We start from the raw sequence: 19482 nt of genomic DNA, 5'->3' as shown, positions 1-19482 counted from the left end.
CATAGGCAATAAAAGACGTGCAACACGGTCGGGCCGCTTTCAAAGGTTTCATAGCGAAAAGGCATTTGAAAGCCGTCGGCCTGGAATTTGATTTCGCCGAAATTTCCCAGCAATCGCGCGCCCGATGCCGGAAAACAAATGTCGGGGCGATGGCCTTTGGATAATTGCGCGGAGTTTTTGCCCGGCTGCCAGCGCAGGAGAAATCCGCTCCATTGATTGCCGTCGTCATCCTGCCATACGGCGGCGTCACTGTTGGAGCAGCGGAGAATGGCCAATGAATTTTGCGGCAGCGCGGTTTTTTTGAATTGCGGGCTTTGGCTCGGCCAATTCACCGTCCAGCGCGTGTTGGGGACCAGTTTTGATTCGTGGGTCCGATACCAGATTTCGGTCGCGCCCAATGCCAAAATAATCCAAAGCAAGGCCACGATTCCGGGCCAGCGCGGCAGCACGGGAAGAACAAATGGCGCGGGCGCGACTGCGGGCACGGCAGAAGATTTCGGTTTCATCACGAATGCCAGCCCGATCAAACCCGGCAACACAAAGAGCATCACGAGAATCCCTGCCGTGTCATGCCATGCTTCCATCTGCTGCAAGCCGCGATTGGCCGCAGCCCAAACCAGGAACGTCGTGCGCCCAAGGTTAGCCATCACCACGAACAAAAGCGAACCCAGCACCAGCGCGCCGCGGCGCGTCCAGGGAAACCGATGCATCTCACCCAGAAAAAAGGAAAGCATCAAAGCCGATTGCAACGACCGCACCCCGCTACAGGCTTCATCAATCCCAACGATGCCCGCGCCCACCTCGATCAGGTTGCCATGTTGCACCGCCGGAATGTTCAGCCAGCCGGCTATCTCAACCGTCCAGCCGGCGACCAACCGCATCAATCCCTGGATAATCCCCGCTTCCATTTCCATCGGCCACGGAATCGCAATCAGCACGAATAACAGGGGCGGCGCGAAATAGCGCACCCAGCGCCAACCGCCCAGGCAATAAATCAGGCAAAAAGTGAGCGCGATCACTTGCGCACCGTTGATCCAATAAATCAGCCGCCATTCGGGATTCGCTTCGAGCACGATTTCAAAAGGCAGCACAAAAAAGATCAACGCCGTGCCTGCCACGCCAGCCAAGCCGATGTGTTCGCGCGACGAAATCGGAGGCCGTTCACTCCAGCGCCGCCAGAGCAAGGCCAATCCCAAAAACGGAACCACGTAGCCATAATTGTATTGAGCATTGACCGCCCATTCGCCGCGCAGTTCGTCAAAAAACAGGGCCCAGCATGCGATGACCGCAAGCGTCAACAGACCCGTCGCGCTGAAAAGCATTTTCACGTCGAAAGCCGTGCGGCTGGGTGCGGGCGCGAGGACCGAAGATGAATTGGCGGTGGTGGGCATGGTTTTAACGCTGCTCAAGAGTTGCGGCATCGCTTTTTGAAACGGACGGCAATGAAATTTCCGAGGGCTGTCCCGACTCTTCACCGTTCAGAAAATCACAAACGCGCGCCTCGAATGTCCGCAACAAATATTTCAGTTCAAATTGCTCGACATATTTTCTTCCCGCTTTTCCCAGGCGCAGGCGTTCGGTTTCATTTTTCGCCATGAATTCCAACGCGGAAGCCAGTCCATCTACATCGCCGGGAGAAACGATCCGCGCGAATTGGCCGTCAACTGCCGCGCGAGTCAGTTCGCTTTGCGCGTCGGCCACGGCAAGGATGGCCTTGGAGTAAGCGAGCCCTTTCAGCAGTTTGCTTGGGAAAAAGAGCGCGCCCGAACCCGCTTGCTGGGTGACAAGATAAACGTCGGCGTCGGCCAGCATTTCGTGATATTCGCGCTCGCCCTGCAACGGCAAAAACAGAACATTGGCCAGGCCACGCTCACGGGCGGTCGCCTCTAAAATCTCGCGCCGCGCACCATCGCCGCATACAACGATGCGCACGGACTTGCCCTGCAAAGCACGCGCCGCATCGAGCAAAATTTCCACACCATGTTTCACCCCGAGATTGCCGGAATAAACCGCCAGACATTCTTCGGGCATAATGTGGAAACGACGGCGAAAAGCTCCGAGTCCGAACGTCTCCTCAATCGGCGGCAGATGGATGCCATTGGGAAATAAAATGATTTTCTTTTCCGGCACGCCCTTGTCCGCAAATGCGCGGGTCATGCCGGGAATAATGCCCGAAACCAGCGCCGCTCTTTTGTAGGCGATGGCTTCGAGCGCGTACAGCGCGCGCAACAACCTTCCCGGACGGATCATGCCAAGAGCGACCGCCGCGTCGGGCTGAAGGTCCTGCACGTGAAAACAAAACGGCCGGCGTTTCAATAGGCTGGCAATCCACGCGGCAAATCCCAGCAACAAAGGCGGAGATACTACTATGTAAACGTCCGGCCTCGGCAGCATCATGATCCTGAACCATGACGTTGCGACGAAACTGAACTCATGCAGCATGCGTTTCAAGGCCGACGGTTTTGGCGGAACGTAATGCCAGCAGCGATGCACCTCCACATTATTCATGCGGTCAGTGCGAAACCAGCGGCCGCGGTCCTGCGCTGATTTGCGCCACTCCGGGTAGTAGGCGAATGAAGTTACCATGCGCACCTTGTGAGATTGGGCGCGCAGGTGGTCGCACAGCGCCGTGTTATAAGGCGCAATCCCGGTGAGTTCGGGAGCGTAATTAATTCCCCAGACGATGAAACTGCGCGGCTTCACGATTCACTCAAACTATTTGCAAAAAAACTTCAGCGGATTTCCAGCGCGGTTTGAGCGGCACACACGGGTTGCCCCCGCAGACCATTCTTGCCGGTTGATCTCTAACGACGACGGAACCGGCAGTGACGACCGCTTCGGCAGCGATGGTGATGCCAGGCGCGACAAAAGTCTGCGCGCCGACCCATGCGCCGTCTTCGATGGTGATGGGGGCGTTGCGGTACGGCATGGATGGCTGCCGATAATCATGATTGCCGGTGCAGAGAAATGCGCGCTGCGAGATGCAACATTGTTGGCCGATGCGCACAGGTTCAAAGTTCAATATCCATGCTTCCTCGCCGATCCACGTATGGTCGCCAATGGAAAGCTTCCAAGGAAAATGAATGTTCACCCGCGGTTTTATCACCACGCCGCGACCGACGTGAGCGCCAAAAAAACGGAGCCCGGCGCACTTGAGCGCCGATGGAACCGGCAGTGGCGTGAGAAACAAAAAACATTTGAGCAGATGCCACGCGGCCTCGACAATTTTCGAGCGTCCGCGGTCCAGACCATTGCGGCCATCGAACAAATCATTGCGAACTTGCGTGGGCATCAGCAATGCGCGGCACAGGCGTCCGAAATCACTTTGATGATCGTCTGCCAGGTGAACTTCGCGGCCACCAAACGCTGGGCATTTTGGCCGCGTTGTTTGCGCTCGGCTGGTCCGGCAGCCAGGGCGGTTTGCAGCGTGGTCACGAGCGAATCGAGAGTGGCGTGGCATTCCCAGCCGGCAAAGGCCGTTGAGATTTCGGGAAAGTTGCACGAGTCGGTGGCGATCACCGGCACTTCGCAAGCCATTGCTTCGAGCAGGCTCATCGAAAAACCTTCCGAGTAGGAAGGCAGCACGAAAAGATCGGCCGAGTGCAGCAGCGCGGTTTTGCTTTCGCCCGTGACGGCGCCGGTGAAAAAAACGCGATCCTGAATCGCGAGCGATTGAGCCAGCCGGCGCATCTCCGGCAGATGGCCGTTTTCGTCCGGCCCGGCAATGATCAATTCCCAATCAGCCGTCTCGGCATCAAGTCTCGCCCACGCCTGCAACAAAATATCGAGTCCCTTTTTGGGATGAATGCGCCCCAGGAAAAGCAGCCGCGAACGATTTTTGCGCAACTCATAAACGAAGGGCGTGCGGATGGGCGTGAGAATATTTTGCGGCCGGGGAAAATCCGCGAGGTTCAGGCCGTTGGGCGCGATGACCACCGGTTGCAACCCGCGCGCGCGGATTTGCCCGGCCTCTTTGGCGGTCAGGGCGCGCCACAAACGCACGTCGTGAAAATTATTGTTTTCAAAAAGCCAGTGGACGAGGCGTTTTTTCCAACGCGAACGCTTGAGGATGTACGGCTCGAACATTCCATGCACGTGATATACCAGCGGCTTCAACTCGCGGCGGGCGGCGCGGCCAAAAATATAATTGGGGCCGACGTACATCCCGTGCCCGTGCAGCACGTCGGCACCGCGAACCAATTCCGGCGCGCGCTGCTTCATCTCGGGCGAGAAATAAAGCGGACGGGGTTTGACGCGGCTGAATTCAAACGTGCCGTCGCGCTGGCATTGGGGTGTGCCGGCACGGGTGGCGCACAGAACCGAACTGACGCCTTGCGCGCGCATCTCGCTATGTAACGCGAGCGCGCTGGTGCCGAGCCCGCCGCCATAGAGAGGCTCAAGCGATTGGGTGAAATGCAGGTGTCTCATGAAACCTGGGGTGAGGCGTCGAGCGTTTGGGCCAAAGGCGGTTCGTCCGGCGGCAGCGGCAAATTTCCTGCGGCGCGGGTGGCGAGCAGAGCGTTGCGCGCAAAAACCTCGCAGGAAAAATCTTCGATGATCGTGCGGCTGGCTTCGCCCATGACCTTGCGGAGCGCGGGCGAAGTCGCGAGTGTCGAAAGCGTGACCCCCAGCGAACTCGCCGACGTTGGCTCAAACACAAATCCGTTGCGGCGGATGCGGCCGGGCATTTGCGTCCACTGGAAAGGCAGGCACGTGGTCAGCAGATTGGGGAGCATGGGCCAGCCGGTTTTTAATAAATCCTCGGCGCAACCGGCGGTGTGGCTCACCACCACGGGCAGGCCGCACGCCATCGCTTCGTTGACCACCAGCCCCCACTCTTCCCACAGGCTGGGCATCACGAACGCATCGGCGAGCGCGTAGAACACCGGGTTTTCGTTGATCTGCCGGAAGCCGTAGAAATGCACGCCGGGAGCGCGGCGATCTTCCTGTCCGTCGTCGCTATTGCCCGCGGAAACTTTTTCATAAACCGGCAAATGATTTTTCCGAGATAGCGCGCGCAAATCGCCGTCTTCCTCGCCTGCGCCAACCAGGACGAGGTGCGTACGAGAAGCGGGATCGGAATCGAGAAATTTTCGATACGCGCAAATCAGCGTCGAAAAATTCTTTTTATGAACGAACCGTCCGAGGCCTAAAAAATAATTTGAGGGCAGTTCGTAACGCCGGCGAAATTCCGTTTCCTGGTTTCGCACTTCGCCAGTTCGCCGGGCAAAATAGTCGTTATCTACGGCGTCGTAGCCGGTGAAGATTTTATGTTCCGGCAAACCGAGCGAGGAAAAATATCGCACGTGCGGCGCGCCGCCGACGAATCCGGCGTGAAAGCGCGATACGATGCGTTGCTTGATGCCCGCTTTCCATCCGTGCGCGCGGGCGGTGCCACCGTGCGTTTCATTCATCATGACTATGCGTCCGCCTGCAACGCGAACGGCCAGGTTCAACACGAGCGACCAATGGTCATACGAAGGCAACAGGGCAATTTCAGCGCCGGTTTTTTTGGGCACGCCCATGAGGGTGCAGAGTTTGCGCGTGGGAAATTTCGCTTCGTCTTTTCCCAAATCGAAATGGACGACGCCGCGGGGCAGTTGTTCGGGACGCCATTGGTTGGCGCTGCTGCCGCTAAAGAGAGAAACGCCGGTGACGCGATGCCCCGCGAGCGCGGCGTGGTCACGGAAGGCCTCGTAACGGCGGCAGTGGTAGGGGCCCCAGTGGCCCCAGACAATGATGATGTTGGCCATGAGTGAAATGATTTAAAAAGTTTCCATCACGAAGCGGTCTGACGGCGGTCGGCGGTGTGTGCCTGAAAATAATTTTCGTAGAATTTCAACGCTGACTCGTGATTGAATTTGCGCTGGAGCAAACGCGCGGCGCGCTGGCGGATCTGCAAGGCGAGCCCGGGATTGCGCGCGAGCCGCGCGATGGCATCGGCCAGCCTGAATTCGTCATGCTGCTCGATGATGAATCCGGTGCGACCGTCCTTGATGAATTCCCAAAGTCCGCCGTAGGTGCAGGAAGCCACACACAGGCAGCCGTGACTCGCGGCCTCCAGCGGCGTGCAGCCGAGCGCGTCGAAATCGGTATTGAAAAGTTGCACGTCCCACGCCTGATAGTAAGGCGTCATATTTTTCACCCAGCCGGCGAAATGAACTTGGCTGGCGATGCCGCTTTGGCGGGCGAGTTCGCGCAGATGAGTTTCTTCAGGACCACCGCCGCAGATGTGAAAGAGCGCATTGGGAATTTGGTTGAGAACATGCCGGGCGGTTTTCAAGAACACGTCGAAGCGTTTGCTTCGGATGAGCCATCCGCCATTGCCGACCAAAAAGGCGTCGGGCGGGATTTGCAATTCGGCGCGGGCGGCGCGGCGGGCGGCCAGCCGTTGTTCCTCGCCGAAGTAATGCACATCAAATCCGTTTCGCACGACGTGGGTTTTGGGTTCAAGCCAGGGCGCGATTTTTATCGCCTCATTGCGCGTGAACTCGGTCGGGTAAGTGATGCCATCGAGACCCGCGCCGAAGGCCAGGTAAAATCCCATCCAACGCAGCCATGATGCCCGATTTTCAAAGTGAGCATAATGGTGGCTCAGGAGCGCCGGACGACCGGTCATCCGCGCGGCCGCCAGGCAACTGGCGCAGGTGCCGATGACCCAAAGGCAGTCACAATTTTCACCAACCACTTTCGTGCGCTGGTGAAAATGGCGAAAAGATCGCCAGCCGAATTTGCCGCGATAATCAAAAGCCTCCGCTCCGGCGTCCACCCGCTTCACCAGCGGTTCACCCAAACCCCAAGGGCGCGGAGTGGCGATGCGCAAGTCAAAGCCGCGCGCCGCCAACCGGTCAAACAGCGAGTAGGCCACCCTCTCCATGCCGCCGAGATTGGTGCATTGCAGGAAAACTCCGATGGGGGAATCGCGGCGCGGGGCCGGGATGGCATCGCCGGATGCCATCGGCCTCACCGCTGGTGGTTCGGTTGCGGTCATGATTTGTGCTCGATCAAACGCAGTTTGTCACCGGGGCGGAGAATGATCGTGTTGCCCGGCAGGAACCGTTCGCCCAGCAGCCACGTGACGCCCATCCAGATGAAGAGCGGCAGCCAGTTCCACATGATGAATTTGCTGATGGAGATGCCGCCATCGCGGTACCACTGGAGGATCATGGCCATCGCGCTGATGTAAAACATCGCGGCCATGGGATTGTTGATGTGGTTCCAGAACCAGCGGTGAAAAGTTCCAAGCACGCCGCCGACGATTGCCATAGTGATCACCAGGCCGATCCAGCCGCCGCTGCACCAGCCATCGCCCGGCAGGCTGAAAGTAAGGCCGATGAAATTGCCGTAGGCGCTGATGTCAAAGGTTTCCACCGGCGCGCCGGCCGGTTTGCCGCGCCATAAAATCCGCGGGATCGGCTCGGTAAAAAGCTGGAGATACTGGACGCCGTAAGTGTAGGTGTGGGTGCGTTCCGGGACGAGCGCCAGTATGAAGGTGAGATAATCGTAATTGGCAAAATCCTGGGTATCGGTACGGGCGCGGAACTTTTCAAACCGGGAGAGGCCGGCGTCCAATTGGAGGGCTGAAGCGCCATAACCTTTGAAATAATTTTGTAAATACTCGCGGTTATGGCCGAGCGTATTGAAGAGCATCAGCACGGGAATGGCCGCGAGGATGGCAGTGAGCGGCGGCCATTTTTTGCGATGATACCAGCAATAGGACATGACGATGGCGAGCAGGAAAGTGATGATGGTAAAGCGCGACAACCCACACCAGGTACGGTAACCCACATAGATCGTGACCGGCAAAGCGTTGAGCCAATGAAAACGTGTCATCAACAGCCACGCGCACAAAAGTGGCGCGACCATAAACTGCGCGTCATTGATGTAGCCCGTTGAAGTGGTCATGATGTAGATGCCGTTGGCGGCGCGTTCGCCCCCGGCGTGGCCGGATGCCGTTCTGATGATGGAGAACGCCATCAGGGGCAGGAGCAGGCAGCCAGTGATCACCAGTGCTTTGGATTGCAGCGGCGATAGCGAATCCGGCTGGCCGGGCGGAAAGACATTTAGCACGCGACCGGCAAAAAGGTTTACGCCCACGAAAACCGCCAACGCAACCGAAGTGACCGCCAGGGTTTTTATCATGGCGCTTTCGTCAGGTTGAAAGCCGATGTAGGTCCAGATCGAATTGAAATCCAGAAAATGGACCAGCAGCGGCCGGACCACGAAAACCAATCCGTGGAAGACCAGGTAAACCGTCGAAGGGTGAAGCAATGACGCCTGCCCGCTGGCCAGAAAGACGCCCAGCACGACCAGCCAAAAAATCACCTGCGCTATTAATGCAGCCTCAAGCATGATTGAAAAATTTACGGATTTTCGGAACGCGCACGGCCGGTCAGACGGTTTGCATCTCGTTGCTCAACCTGCGTTGTGAAACCAACTGCTGAATCATGCGCGCGTTGGAAGGCAGGTCGTATTTTTGAATGGTTTGGAGGGCGTTGCGGGACATGGCGTGCAGCAGTTGGCGATCGTCGTTCAACTTCGCCAGCGCATCGGCCAGCGCCTGACTATCGCGCGCGGGCACGATCAGGCCGTCCACGCCGTCAGTGACGACGTCGCCACAGTTGGGAGTCGTCACGACGGGCAAGCCGTGAGCCATCGCCTCAAGCTGGGTGATGGCAAAGCCGTCGGAGATCGTCGGCAGAGCGAACACATGAGCCTGGCGATAAAATTGACCCACCAGATCGCGGGTAACGCGGCCAACGATCTTCACGTTGGGCGGAAATGTGCGGATGGCGTCTTGAGAAATTCCCATCTTGCCCGCCAGAATAAACTCCACGCCGTACGGTTCCAATTTGCGCGCTGCTTCCACCAAATACTGGATTCCCTTGCGCAGGATGACGCTGCCCAGCCACAAGACCGTCAGCTTGCCTTCGGGATTGACGGGAGTCAGCGCGTGATCAGCAGCGAGGTCAATGGCCAGCGGAACGGTGACCATTTTTTCACACGGCACACCCTGGCGCATGAGTGCGTCGCGCGACCATGTGGAATTCACCAAAATCAGATCGGCGAGGTTCCACTCGGCTTTCAACCGGTCCCAATACTCCTGGGAAAAACGGCCGGGAATGCCTTCCCAGCCCGGCCACTTCTCCGCTTCGGCGATGACCAACTCTTCCTCGACCAAGCCGGGATCAACCTGATCCACCAATGTGAAAACGCCGCGAGGTTTCAGGAACTCCAGCGTCTCCAAACAATTCGTGTCGAAGCCGAAAAAACAATCACGCTCCGAGTCCAATTCCTGATGCTTGAGATGATCACGCACGCAGGTAGCCATCCAGCGGCCAAAAGTGCAAAACTCGTCTGACATTTTTCGACGGTCAGGAAAGCGCCGGCGCAGGTGATCGCCAATCCGCCAAACGGTGGCGAATTGATTGAAAGAGACGACCCGCTCGGAAGGAATTTCGCGGTTGAATCTTGTGGCGAGAGCGCGCGTGCCCGCAGGACCGCGCTTGAGGAGCTGGCGCGCCCATGGCCACCAGATGTCGGTGTACATGGTTCGCAGAAGACCGAGGCGATGAAAGCTTAACGGCACGGAATAGGTTTGCCGCGTTCCTTCCTGGGAAACAATCCAGCGCTGGGCGTTGCCGGATGATGGCGATTCGGATGGGGACGATTGCAAGTAATCGTTTGAGTTAGGACTCACAAGTGATCAGGGGTTGTGGCCGTTTGGTTTTTGAAAGAAGTGCTTCGATTTTGTCGAAGGACTGCGGGCCGTTTCGTTTGAGGTTTTGACTGGCTCGGTAGCTCTTTCTATTAACGGGCCGGCGACGGATCTGGCCGGAAAAAATGGAAGCGTAGGCGTTGCCGATGCCGCACAGGCGGGTCAGCAGGCGATCAGGCTTGAACGTGTAAATGGCGCTCTTGAAAGTCGTGCCGGCCAGATGCATGGGCAGTTGCCCCCACGGGACATTGTGCCACGCGTAAAGAATTTTATTGCGCGCGCCATAATAATCCATGCGTTTGAAACTCCGGCGCGGCGATTCAAAATGCAGGATTGGGTCGGACCGGCCGCAGCGCGTGATGAAGCCCGCATCCAGCAGGCGGAGGCAGTAGTCTTCCTCTTCGCCCTGGTGGATCAGATTTTCACGGTATCCGCCGAGCTTGAGAAAAAGATCCCGGCGCAACGCGTGGGCGGTTCCGGTGAAGCTGTAAATGGCATAAAGTTTTTCGGCCTGCGGCGCGCATTGGTAGATGGAAGGCCCGCGGTTGACATCCACGAAAGGAATCGCCACGGCGCCCACGCGAGGGTTGTCAAATTCGCGCAAGGTGTGGCCCACCACGAATTCACTCGAAAAAATTGCGTCATCGTCCATGGAGATGATGATGCCGGATTTGGCCAGCCGGGCGGCGCGATTGCGCTGGACGATGTAGCCAAGCGACACTTCGGAACGATGCACTTGAACTTGCGGAAAATGACGTTTCACGTGTTCCGCGGTTCCGTCGGTCGAGGCATCGTCCATCACCAAAATTTCGAGCGGAAACGTCTGCTGCAACGCGGACACGATACTCTTGCAGAGATCCTCCCGGCGGTTTTTGGTGGTGATGACGACGGAGGCGGCGAACATGGAAATCATCTTTCGCTGGAAGACTTTTGCCGTTGCAATAATACCAGGGGACAAAGCTTGCGGTTGATCTGGACGGTGACCTCGAAATGCGCGCCGGATTGCGCAAGGGCCGAGCGCAATTCGGCCAAGGTATAGGGCGGATGCAGTTCAACCACGATGGCATTGACCATTTCAATCCACGGAGCGCAATGGGCGAAAAGATCTTTTTCGGCTCCCTCGATATCGCACTTGAGCAGATCAATTTTCCGGCCCTTCACATGTTGAGCGAGCACTTCACCAAGCGGCAGGACATCCACCGCGCAGCCGCGTTGAGATGCGCCGCCTTCGGTGCGATACGCCCACTCCCCTTCCCCGCCGTCCACGAGACGGAGTAGCTCGCGGCGCGCGCCGGCTGCGGCTTGCAGCAGGGTAACTTGTTTTGCCAAGCCGGCAGAACCGACGTTGCGCGCGCACATTAAAAAATTATTGGGCTCGGGTTCCATCGCCAAAATTTGCGCGTTGGGAAAAAGTGTCTGCCAGTAGCGCAGGCTGTAGCCGACGTTAGCACCGAGGTCCACGATGAGACCGGCATCTTTGATCACGTCACGCACGAAGGTGTATTCTTCATGCTGAAAAATTTCCTCGAGCACGAGCCAGTCTGTTGAACTGAGCCGCAGATGAAAAGGATCGGGCTGATCGCGCAAGCGGACTTGCACCGCCGAGTGTCTTCCCGGCAACGGCCAGGACACGCGCCGCAAAATCCGTCCGTAAATGTAGAGCGCACGATCTCGCAACCGCGGAAACTGCCCAAGCGTGCGGCTATGGCGCGCGATGGCCCCGACCACAGAATCGTGGAATTGAGAATCAACCACCATGCGCTGCTCCGTTCATCTTCAGAAAAACTTTCTGCAACAGGAACCATTGCCAGATGGCCAGCGCGAATGCCGCCAGCGCCATGGTCACGACCAGGCCGATGCCTTTGCACGGACGAATCAAAAACCAACCGCCCGCGACCACACTCATCGCCCACAGCACGCTTGAACTTAAATCAATCCACGCTTTGCCCGCGCTCTGCATGGCCCGCGAGAAGAGATTGTTTACCGCGGTGATGATGGCCACGATCATGGAGATCCAGAAAATCATCACGCCGTCGCGGAAGCCCGGCCCGTAAAATCCCAAGATGATGGGCGCGCAAAGCATGATGGGCAGCGCGAGGGCACTGGTGACACTGGCGTTCAGCACCAGGTTATATCCCAGCAGGCGGCGGAATTCCTTTTGCTTCCCTGTGGCGTGGAGATTGGCGAAGACGGGCACGAGCACGCTGCCCAGCATGTAGGGAATGAATGTCAGCAAATTCATCCATTGATTGGCAGCGCTGACCATCGCCATTTCGGGATAGCCGCCGGGCTGGTTGACCAGCAGCGTGCGCGAAAACCACGAAGCAGGCGTCGCAGCCATGCCGGAGAGAAACGCAGGCACGGTGAATCGCCAAAGCAACCGCCATTCAGCCATGTGCACGGCAAACGAAAGCGGGATGCGCGCCCGCGCCATTTCTTTCCTGAGCATCGCATGACTTAATACGCACGCCGCGAGCGCCTGCAAAATCAAGCCGCCAACCGCACCCTCAACTCCCGCCAACCATCCGCCCACCACGATAAGGGGCACACTTAGAAGTCCACTGTAGAAGCTTATCGAGGCCGTGCCTTTGAATGCCTCGAAACCCGCCAGCGCCCCCTGGTAAGCGCCCTGCACGGTGCTCAGCAAAACCAGCAATGCGCTCCAACGCAAAGCCCCGGCAAGCTGCGGCGCGGCGAGCGTGTGCGCCGCCAGCCATTTTGCGAAAATCAAAAGACCGAGCCCCGCCGCAGTGCCGCCAGCCATCGCCGTGGTCAGGCAGAAGCCGATCACGCGCCCGCAACGCTGCTCGTGGGTGTCTCGAAGTTCCGCCACGTATTTGGTCGCGGTGATGCCGAGTCCCAGCCCGGCAAAAATCCCGAACAACCCCGCGGTGCTTTGGATCGTGCCCAGTTCGCCAAAGGCGGTGCGGCCAAGGATGCGAGCAAGCGCGATTGAGGCCAGCAATCCCAGCGCGCGCGATACCATCGTTCCCGCGACGCTCCAAAACGCGCCGCGCACCAAGCGCACTCCAATCGGTGAAGCGCGCAATTTCAACCAGAAAGGGCGCAGCATTTCCGGCGAGGCGGCGATGACGAAATTACCGATGCGTTGCGGAGTCACTGAAAAGAAATGGGATCGCATTGATCGCGCGGTGAACAAAGGTTGAAAGAATCCGAAAAGAATTAAAAAACCGAAGACGTTTTTGAGGACGGACGAGTCTAGTGAACGATCCTCAAATTCGACGGCGCCGGCAGCCCGTAGGTGTAACCACTGGCGGGAAAATAATCATACACCTGAATGGCTGAAAGGATGTCCGGGCCCTGCGCGGAAAGAACCTGCGTGCCGTTGCGCGTCACGGAAAATTTTTGCGCGCCCGGCGCGAAGGGCACGCGAACATGCGTCATGCCCGCTGGAAGTGAATTGGTGAACATTTTCGGGCCGGAAGAAATTTGCAATGTGGCCGGTGCAGTAAGGATCACGGTGGTGTAAATGATGTCCGCGACGTCGCCTTTGAAGTTGGTCACGGGCAGTTCGGTTGGGCTGGAAGCGACCGCATTGGTGGAATGCGTGCGATAAAAATAAAACAGCGCGTCCGCATTATTTGCCGGCGGCTGGCCGGTTTTATACCACGCGATGTAACGCCGCGAGAGTTCCAGAAAACCGCCGTGACTATAACGGCGCGGACTTGCGACATCGGGAAAATAAACGCTTGGGTCGGCGATGGGCGAAATGTAGGTGCTTTCTCCCCAATCATTCCAGGTCGTGATTTCCACCCAGTCAGGCTGCGTCTGGATGATGTTCGTCCATTGCGACACGGTTCCTTCGCCGCCGTCGTCCTCGATGTAGCCGCGGGTGGGCGGCTGGTTGCAGCCCCAATAGCTGGGAGAATAACCGGCCATGAATATTTTGCCGTATTGCTTGCAGGCCTGATTGTAACTGTCGTTAATGCCGATCATGTTGCTCACGGTTCCGGCGGCGAAATAATACAGGCCGTCGAGGATGTTTGTATATTTCGTGAGCAGGTTGGTGGCATTGGAATAATCCTGCGCGTGCGAAATCGGTTCGGGCTCGAAATAGGGAACGAAAAAAACATTGATGCCCTGTTTGCTGAGCGGCGCGAACACGCCGTTGGCCCAGTCCACCGAGTTTTGGCCGTAGGTGGAGACGACGGCTTTGTTGTGGAAATAGAAATAATTTGAGCGGGCGGTATACGTGCCTAGCATGGCGACGATGTCCGCGGTGTTGGTCATTTCCACTGAGAAGAGCAATTTGAAATGAGTGCCGAGCGCTTCGGCGGCCTGGAAAATTTGTTCGGTGCGGGTGTTGTAATAGGTATCCGGACCGTTCCACTCAGGCACATCCAAAACGAAACCATCCACGCCCGCGGCCTGGGCATCCTTGATGTCCTGTTCGTAACCCGCCACGGTGGCGCCGTAGGTGGCGAAACAAACCATGTAATGCGCGAAGACATAGTGCGGGTCGGCCGCAGATGCCGACGGCAGTTTGGCCAGCAAACACAAGAGTCCGGCCCAGTGAAAAAGACGCTTCCAAATGGTAGTCAGGTTCATCAACTTTTTCTTTGAAACTCGCGGCCAGTTTATTTTTGATGACAACACGTGCCTGATTTTGAGCCAGTCATTACGCGGCGCCGTTTCGCGCCGGGACTGGAACTCCATTCATTTCATAATGACCCGCAAGATCATCCGCACGGGCGCGGTTGTGAATGAAACTCACGCACTTGGCCTGGCGTTGATAAAGCATATCGAGTGCCTGACGGATGAGGCGCGAGCGGGTGTAGAAAGGCCGGGTCACGAGCACCACGGCGTCCACGAGCGGCACGAGCACGGCGGCATCGTCCGACGCCAAAATCGGCGCGCCGTCAAAAATCACGAAGTCGCGTTCTTCACGCAACCCGCGCAGCAACTCGGCCAGCCGGGGGCGCAGGAAAACGCCCTCGGTCAATTCGTTGTGCGTGCCGACGGGCACATAGGATAATCCGGGCGTATCGGTCGGGTGCGTCACTTGCGCGGCGTCGGCATCGCCTCGCAGGAAATCGAGCATGCCGGTTTGGTCTTTCGCATTCAGCAGGGAACTGAGTCCGCGACGGCGCGCATCGGCATCCACCAGCACGACGCGCAGGCCGCTACGGGCGAGCAAGCGGGCAAGGTTGAGAGCGATGGTCGTTTTGCCTTCGCCGGGCGCGGAACTGGTGACGAGAAGCGTTTGCGGACGGCCTTCGCCAAAGGACGAAAATAAAATGGCCGAGCGCAAGTGGCGATAGGACTCGGCGTAGGTGTGACGCCGGTCACCGTGTTCGAGCAAGGCCTGGTGCGGCCTGGATTTCGGCACGCGAATTTGCGGGACGAGGCCGAGCACCATTTCGCCGTACTGCTCCTTGATATCGCGGACGGAAACAAAACGGTCATCGAGCAAATACCAGCAGAAGACCAGACCCAGGGCCATGAAAAATCCCCCGATCACGGCGAGCGCGAACCAGATTATCAAGTGGCGTTTCACGGGTTCGGGGGACGTGGCGCGTTGGAGGACGGCGAGGCGCTCGGTCTGCACGTTCTTGCCGAGGTCCACATTCTGGAGTGTGGACAATACGTGATCGTAATAGCCTTGTTCGCGTTGCACACTGCTTTTGAGGCGCTCGCCTTCGGAGAGGCGGTCGTTCATGTCGAGCACCTTGGCTTCCCAGGTGGGAATGGAGGTCTCCATGGCACTGATGCGTTTGTTCAAATCTTCCAGCGTGGCTTTGCGCTCGGCGAGATTTTGTTCTTCCAGGATTTGCACGGTGCGTTCGAGGCGCGCGACCTCGTCATTCAAACGGTGCGCGGCGGTTTCGCCGTGTTCGGCAAGCGTCTGATCGCGTTCACCGCGAGTGACGGCAAGCTGGACCTTGGCGGATTTGAGCGCGGCGTCGCTTGAAAGTTGTTCGGCAAAATTGGTGGAGATGTAGGCTGGAATGCTCCCGGTTGCGTTGGTCACGGCTGGCGCGCTCATTACGGCTGGAGAATCCATTTGAGTGACGTCCAATCCCCGCGCAAGCAGATCGCGGTCGAGCTTGAGTTTGGCCAACTGCATATTTAATTCGGCGAGATACAGGCCGGCGCTCCGAGTTTCCTGATCCAACACGACGATGTTGTTGGATTTTTGAAAATGCGCCCACTGATCCTGCTCGCTTTTCAGATCGTCTTCTTTTTTGGAAATCTGGTCGGTGAGCGACTGCATGATTTCCTGCGAGATGGTGTCGCGCGCTTCTTTTTTATAATTGAGATACTCGTCAATCAGCGCCTGAAGGAAATTTTGCGTGATCGCGGGGTCGGAGCCGGTGGCTTCCAATTCCAGGATGGAAGTCTTGAGCGGCTGAATGATTTCGAGCTTCACGGGCGGCGGCTGATTGGGCTTGGGGACGTAGCCGATTCGCTGGTAGGCGGCGTTTTGCAGGTGCGCGCTTTTAAGCAGTTCGATTTGCGTGCCGAAATAGGTCAAGGCTTCTTCATTGAAGAAACTCACGGCGGCCACTTGCATTTCGGCGCTGGCGTAGAGCTGCGCGTAGGACAAGACTTTTTCGCCGCGCACGGTTTCGTAAACGAAAAGCGCGCTCACGGTCAGGGCGATGCACACCATAATCACCCACCAACGCTCGCGAAGGTAGGAGAGGTAGCGCCGCTTGGGGGCCATGAGTGTCAGGCGGTAGTTTGCGCCCGACCCGTTGCCATTCCCGTTCCCATTCGAAGTATGGGACGGTAAAATAATAGTTTTTTCAGCCACGCTCTTTTAAACAAGCTACCGCCCCTGGCTTTTGACGATGTATTGTCAAAACCATTTCCAACGGCCGCTTATCTACTCAACCGGCGGATTGCCCTGCCCGGTTATTTTGCCCAGCCGGTGACCGCGGCGACGCTTCGCAAATACTCTCGCAATGCTTTGCGGCGACGCGGCGCGACCGGACGAACATCTTCCCCCGCGCTCATGTCGTCCGCATGACAGTTCTGTGGCAAATGCGTAAACTTTCTAGTAGGCGCTGCGCGGCGGAAAGATGCAGTGTTTGATCGTTCGAAGGATGATCAGGCAATCCAGGCTGAACGACCAGTTTTCCAAATAATAAATATCGGCCTCCACGCGTTTCTGGATGTCGCCTTCGCAATGGATCTCGCCGCGAAAGCCGCTGACCTGCGCCCAGCCGGTGAGGCCCGGGCGGATGAATTTGCGGATGAAGTAACGGCTCATCACCCTGGCGAACAGTTCCTCGTGCTTCGGCAAATGCGGACGCGGCCCCACCACGCTCATGTCGCCGAGGACGACATTGAGGAACTGGGGAATTTCATCCACGCTGAAACGGCGCAGCCATGCCCCCGCGGAGAAGATGCGCGGGTCGTTTTTGGAGGCCTGTTTATTTTCATCTCCTTTGTGAACGTGCATGGTGCGGTATTTATACATGCCGAAAGGGCGGCCCATCATGCCGGTGCGCACCTGGCGAAAAAAAACCGGCCCGGGCGATTGCAGCCGATGGAGACACCACACGAGCGCGGTGACGAAAGGCAGAATAAGCACGACCACCGGCAGCGCCACAGCCAAATCCAGGATGCGCTTGAACAGACGATTCATCGGGCTTTCCAGCGGTTCCTCGCGCAGGCCGATGAACCGGATGCCATCGTCTTCAAAGACCGTGGTGGTGTGGTTGAAGTAGGCGTTGAGATCGTTGACTGCAAGCAGGCGGACGGCGGCGTCTTCGCAGAGATGAGTCATTTGCCGGATCCAGGCGCTGCCCAGGGAAAGGTCGAGCACGATCACCTGCGTGATGGAACTGTCCGCGAGAATTTCCTTCATGTGGTCAATCGTACCGAGGACCGGATACGGCGAGGCGATCGAAGTTGAAGATTGCGGGCAGATCAAGCCGATCGTGCGCAGGCCGACAAAACTTTTTTGCTCGAGCCACGGCGCGAGCCGGGCGGCCTGTTCGCCGGTGCCGGCCAGGGCCACGCGTTCTTCGCGGTCGCCCGAGAAGGCCCACTTGCCGAGATAACGCGGGATAAAATATCTGGAAAAAATCAGGGTGAGATACAGCCACGGAATGTAGCTGAAGAAAAAGGAGCGTGAAACCGCCGCGTCCTGCCGCGCAAAGACGACCATGAACACGCAAAAAATTCCGACGAGCGTCTGGCGAAAACTCTGACGGATGGCACTCACCCATTCGTGATGCTGCCCGGTCGCCTCGCGCTTGCGTTCGCCGCTGAACAGAATGCCGATCAATAAAAATTCGTTGTAAAGGAGATAGCCCTTGAGCGCTCCAACATCCCAGACGAAGGAAGATTGCCAGATCAGGAACCAACCCCAAAAGCTGCAAGTCACGAGCAACATCTGGCAAGCTAATGCCGAACTGCGAATGCCTATGGAACGATGGCTGACCATGATGATAAATGAAGCGCGGGCGCGATCACACAACGCCGGACGATCTAATCTTTCTATATACTCGGGAACAAAATCGGTTTTCGTTTCTCAAAGCTGCCGAAACATAGCTTTCGTGCGCGCGAGGGTAAAGATGGCGCGTGTTACTTTATGGTCACGCGCGGTGACGGTTGTGACGAATGGAGAAAAATGAGTGACATGTCAGTGGAAAAAAGCGGCGTTGGTTTTTTTGAAGGGGTGAAAAAATTTTACGGCCAGTTGAAAAATATTTGTGCAAAACCGAATCACGCGGCGGCATGAAGGCGGCGAACGGATTCGCGCGCGGGCTTGCGGCGTTGCACACGATCGCGCCATTTTGCGGGGCTGATGTTGAAACGCTGTTTGAAAATGAGATTGAAAAGACTGGTGGACTGATAGCCGCTTTCGAGCGCGACATCCACGACTTTATAATCCGTGGTGGCCAGCAGTTCGCACGCGCGCGCCAGGCGCAACTCGACCTGTTTCTCGCGGAACGACACGCCGACCATCTCAGTAAATAAACGGCTGACGTGCCGCGCCGAGCAGCCGGTCTTGCTGACGAGTTCAGAGAAACTCATCTCCATGAGTTCCGAAGCGGACATTTGGTTGAGCATCTGGCGCAACCGCACGCTGGCATCGAAACCGGCGCGCGATTCCAGGCGCGATTGTTCGAAATCGCCGCCAAAGACTTCGAGGAACAAGAGCAGCAACTGGGCGCGCACCGGAAAACGGTTGCCGAGTTCGGCGGCATTTAATTTCTTGAGCGTCTCGGAAAAAACCGGGTTGGGCGGCACGACGCGCAGGGAAAGTTTTTCATCACCGGCGGCGCTTTGCAGCAGCCGCTGGTCGGACATGGTGACCATGCCCGTGAGCTTGGCAGGCTCGACGCGGAAAAAATCAAGGCGCAGTTCGCCGACCTGGCTGGCGCGAATGGAGCCGCGCACCTGGTCGGAATGCACGACCACTGCGCCCGTCGGCAGTTCGCGGTTCATCCGCGGATGCAGCCAGTAGCCCACGCCGGAGGAGACATGGATGACCATCCAGCCAGGGAGTTGTGGGGTCCACTCGGAGCCCGAGGCCAGCACAATTTCGCAAAGAACCAGATGCGGTTCAGAAAAATCTTCGACCCGAAATTTTGCAGCAACGGTTTTTTTCATTTTATCACGGCGCTCCGGTCGAAGATCAGCCAAACTTAAAATCACGAAATGAGTTTCAAAAAATTTTCGACTTCGCGCACGGAGGAGCATAGATAGGCGCAGCGAATTACAGACAGATGTCGGTCCGATTACATTTGTGAAAATAGTTCGGCGGCGAAGGCGCAGGAAAAAAC

At 57.4% G+C, this 19482-nt stretch carries 15 protein-coding genes; all 15 read right to left on the bottom strand.

Annotated elements, in window-relative coordinates:
- The coding region (locus tag VH413_10010) for an exosortase/archaeosortase family protein (GenBank protein ID HEX3799023.1) at positions 1–1391 on the bottom strand (1391 nt) is incomplete at its 3' end.
- Between the two features lie 4 nt (positions 1392–1395).
- Positions 1396–2703 carry a WcaI family glycosyltransferase gene (locus tag VH413_10005; GenBank protein ID HEX3799022.1) on the bottom strand — a complete coding sequence of 436 codons (1308 nt, stop codon included), beginning with the start codon at positions 2701–2703 and terminating at the stop codon, positions 1396–1398.
- 7 nt (positions 2704–2710) lie between these two features.
- Entirely contained in the window at positions 2711–3292 is a 582-nt protein-coding gene (locus VH413_10000) for a WcaF family extracellular polysaccharide biosynthesis acetyltransferase (protein ID HEX3799021.1), read from the bottom strand.
- On the bottom strand, positions 3292–4428 hold the full coding sequence (locus tag VH413_09995; protein HEX3799020.1) for a glycosyltransferase: 1137 nt from the start codon (positions 4426–4428) through the stop codon (positions 3292–3294). The genes VH413_10000 and VH413_09995 overlap by 1 nt, the downstream gene beginning before the upstream one ends.
- Entirely contained in the window at positions 4425–5753 is a 1329-nt protein-coding gene (locus VH413_09990) for a glycosyltransferase family 4 protein (protein ID HEX3799019.1), read from the bottom strand. The genes VH413_09995 and VH413_09990 overlap by 4 nt, the downstream gene beginning before the upstream one ends.
- Before the next feature lie 26 nt (positions 5754–5779).
- On the bottom strand, positions 5780–6991 hold the full coding sequence (locus tag VH413_09985; GenBank protein HEX3799018.1) for a glycosyltransferase family 4 protein: 1212 nt from the start codon (positions 6989–6991) through the stop codon (positions 5780–5782).
- Positions 6988–8352 carry a hypothetical protein gene (locus tag VH413_09980; protein HEX3799017.1) on the bottom strand — a complete coding sequence of 455 codons (1365 nt, stop codon included), beginning with the start codon at positions 8350–8352 and terminating at the stop codon, positions 6988–6990. Before VH413_09980 ends, VH413_09985 begins: the two co-directional genes overlap by 4 nt.
- Positions 8353–8392: 40 nt before the next feature.
- On the bottom strand, positions 8393–9700 hold the full coding sequence (locus VH413_09975; GenBank protein ID HEX3799016.1) for a glycosyltransferase family 4 protein: 1308 nt from the start codon (positions 9698–9700) through the stop codon (positions 8393–8395).
- On the bottom strand, positions 9690–10622 hold the full coding sequence (locus tag VH413_09970; protein ID HEX3799015.1) for a glycosyltransferase: 933 nt from the start codon (positions 10620–10622) through the stop codon (positions 9690–9692). Before VH413_09970 ends, VH413_09975 begins: the two co-directional genes overlap by 11 nt.
- A 5-nt stretch (positions 10623–10627) precedes the next feature.
- A complete protein-coding gene (locus tag VH413_09965; GenBank protein ID HEX3799014.1) occupies positions 10628–11446 on the bottom strand; it encodes an FkbM family methyltransferase in 819 nt (272 codons plus the stop codon).
- A 19-nt stretch (positions 11447–11465) separates the two neighbouring features.
- Entirely contained in the window at positions 11466–12839 is a 1374-nt protein-coding gene (locus VH413_09960) for an oligosaccharide flippase family protein (GenBank protein ID HEX3799013.1), read from the bottom strand.
- Between the two features lie 98 nt (positions 12840–12937).
- The gene (locus VH413_09955; protein ID HEX3799012.1) at positions 12938–14287 is read right to left on the bottom strand and encodes an endo-1,3-alpha-glucanase family glycosylhydrolase; all 1350 of its coding nucleotides are present in this window, start codon (positions 14285–14287) and stop codon (positions 12938–12940) included.
- Between the two features lie 70 nt (positions 14288–14357).
- Complete coding sequence (locus VH413_09950) at positions 14358–16496, bottom strand: AAA family ATPase (protein ID HEX3799011.1); 2139 nt, start codon at positions 16494–16496, stop codon at positions 14358–14360.
- A 243-nt stretch (positions 16497–16739) separates the two neighbouring features.
- A complete protein-coding gene (locus tag VH413_09945; protein HEX3799010.1) occupies positions 16740–18137 on the bottom strand; it encodes a sugar transferase in 1398 nt (465 codons plus the stop codon).
- A gap of 281 nt (positions 18138–18418) precedes the next feature.
- Positions 18419–19309 carry a helix-turn-helix transcriptional regulator gene (locus VH413_09940; GenBank protein ID HEX3799009.1) on the bottom strand — a complete coding sequence of 297 codons (891 nt, stop codon included), beginning with the start codon at positions 19307–19309 and terminating at the stop codon, positions 18419–18421.
- Positions 19310–19482: the final 173 nt, after the last annotated feature.

This window comes from Verrucomicrobiia bacterium (assembly GCA_036268055.1).
GTDB lineage: Bacteria > Verrucomicrobiota > Verrucomicrobiia > Limisphaerales > Pedosphaeraceae > DATAUW01.
The sequence above is the reverse complement of the archived record's forward strand: the minus strand, read 5'-3'. Positions and strand labels throughout refer to the sequence as shown.

Bases quoted from the DNA above. Each gene is read 5' to 3' on its own strand.
- VH413_10000 (HEX3799021.1), bottom strand. From the start codon at position 3,292: ATGCCCACGCAAGTTCGCAATGATTTGTTCGATGGCCGCAATGGTCTG.
- VH413_09995 (HEX3799020.1), bottom strand. From the start codon at position 4,428: ATGAGACACCTGCATTTCACCCAATCGCTTGAGCCTCTCTATGGCGGC.
- VH413_09990 (HEX3799019.1), bottom strand. From the start codon at position 5,753: ATGGCCAACATCATCATTGTCTGGGGCCACTGGGGCCCCTACCACTGC.
- VH413_09985 (HEX3799018.1), bottom strand. From the start codon at position 6,991: ATGACCGCAACCGAACCACCAGCGGTGAGGCCGATGGCATCCGGCGAT.
- VH413_09980 (HEX3799017.1), bottom strand. From the start codon at position 8,352: ATGCTTGAGGCTGCATTAATAGCGCAGGTGATTTTTTGGCTGGTCGTG.
- VH413_09970 (HEX3799015.1), bottom strand. From the start codon at position 10,622: ATGTTCGCCGCCTCCGTCGTCATCACCACCAAAAACCGCCGGGAGGAT.
- VH413_09955 (HEX3799012.1), bottom strand. From the start codon at position 14,287: ATGAACCTGACTACCATTTGGAAGCGTCTTTTTCACTGGGCCGGACTC.
- VH413_09945 (HEX3799010.1), bottom strand. From the start codon at position 18,137: ATGGTCAGCCATCGTTCCATAGGCATTCGCAGTTCGGCATTAGCTTGC.
- VH413_09940 (HEX3799009.1), bottom strand. From the start codon at position 19,309: ATGAAAAAAACCGTTGCTGCAAAATTTCGGGTCGAAGATTTTTCTGAA.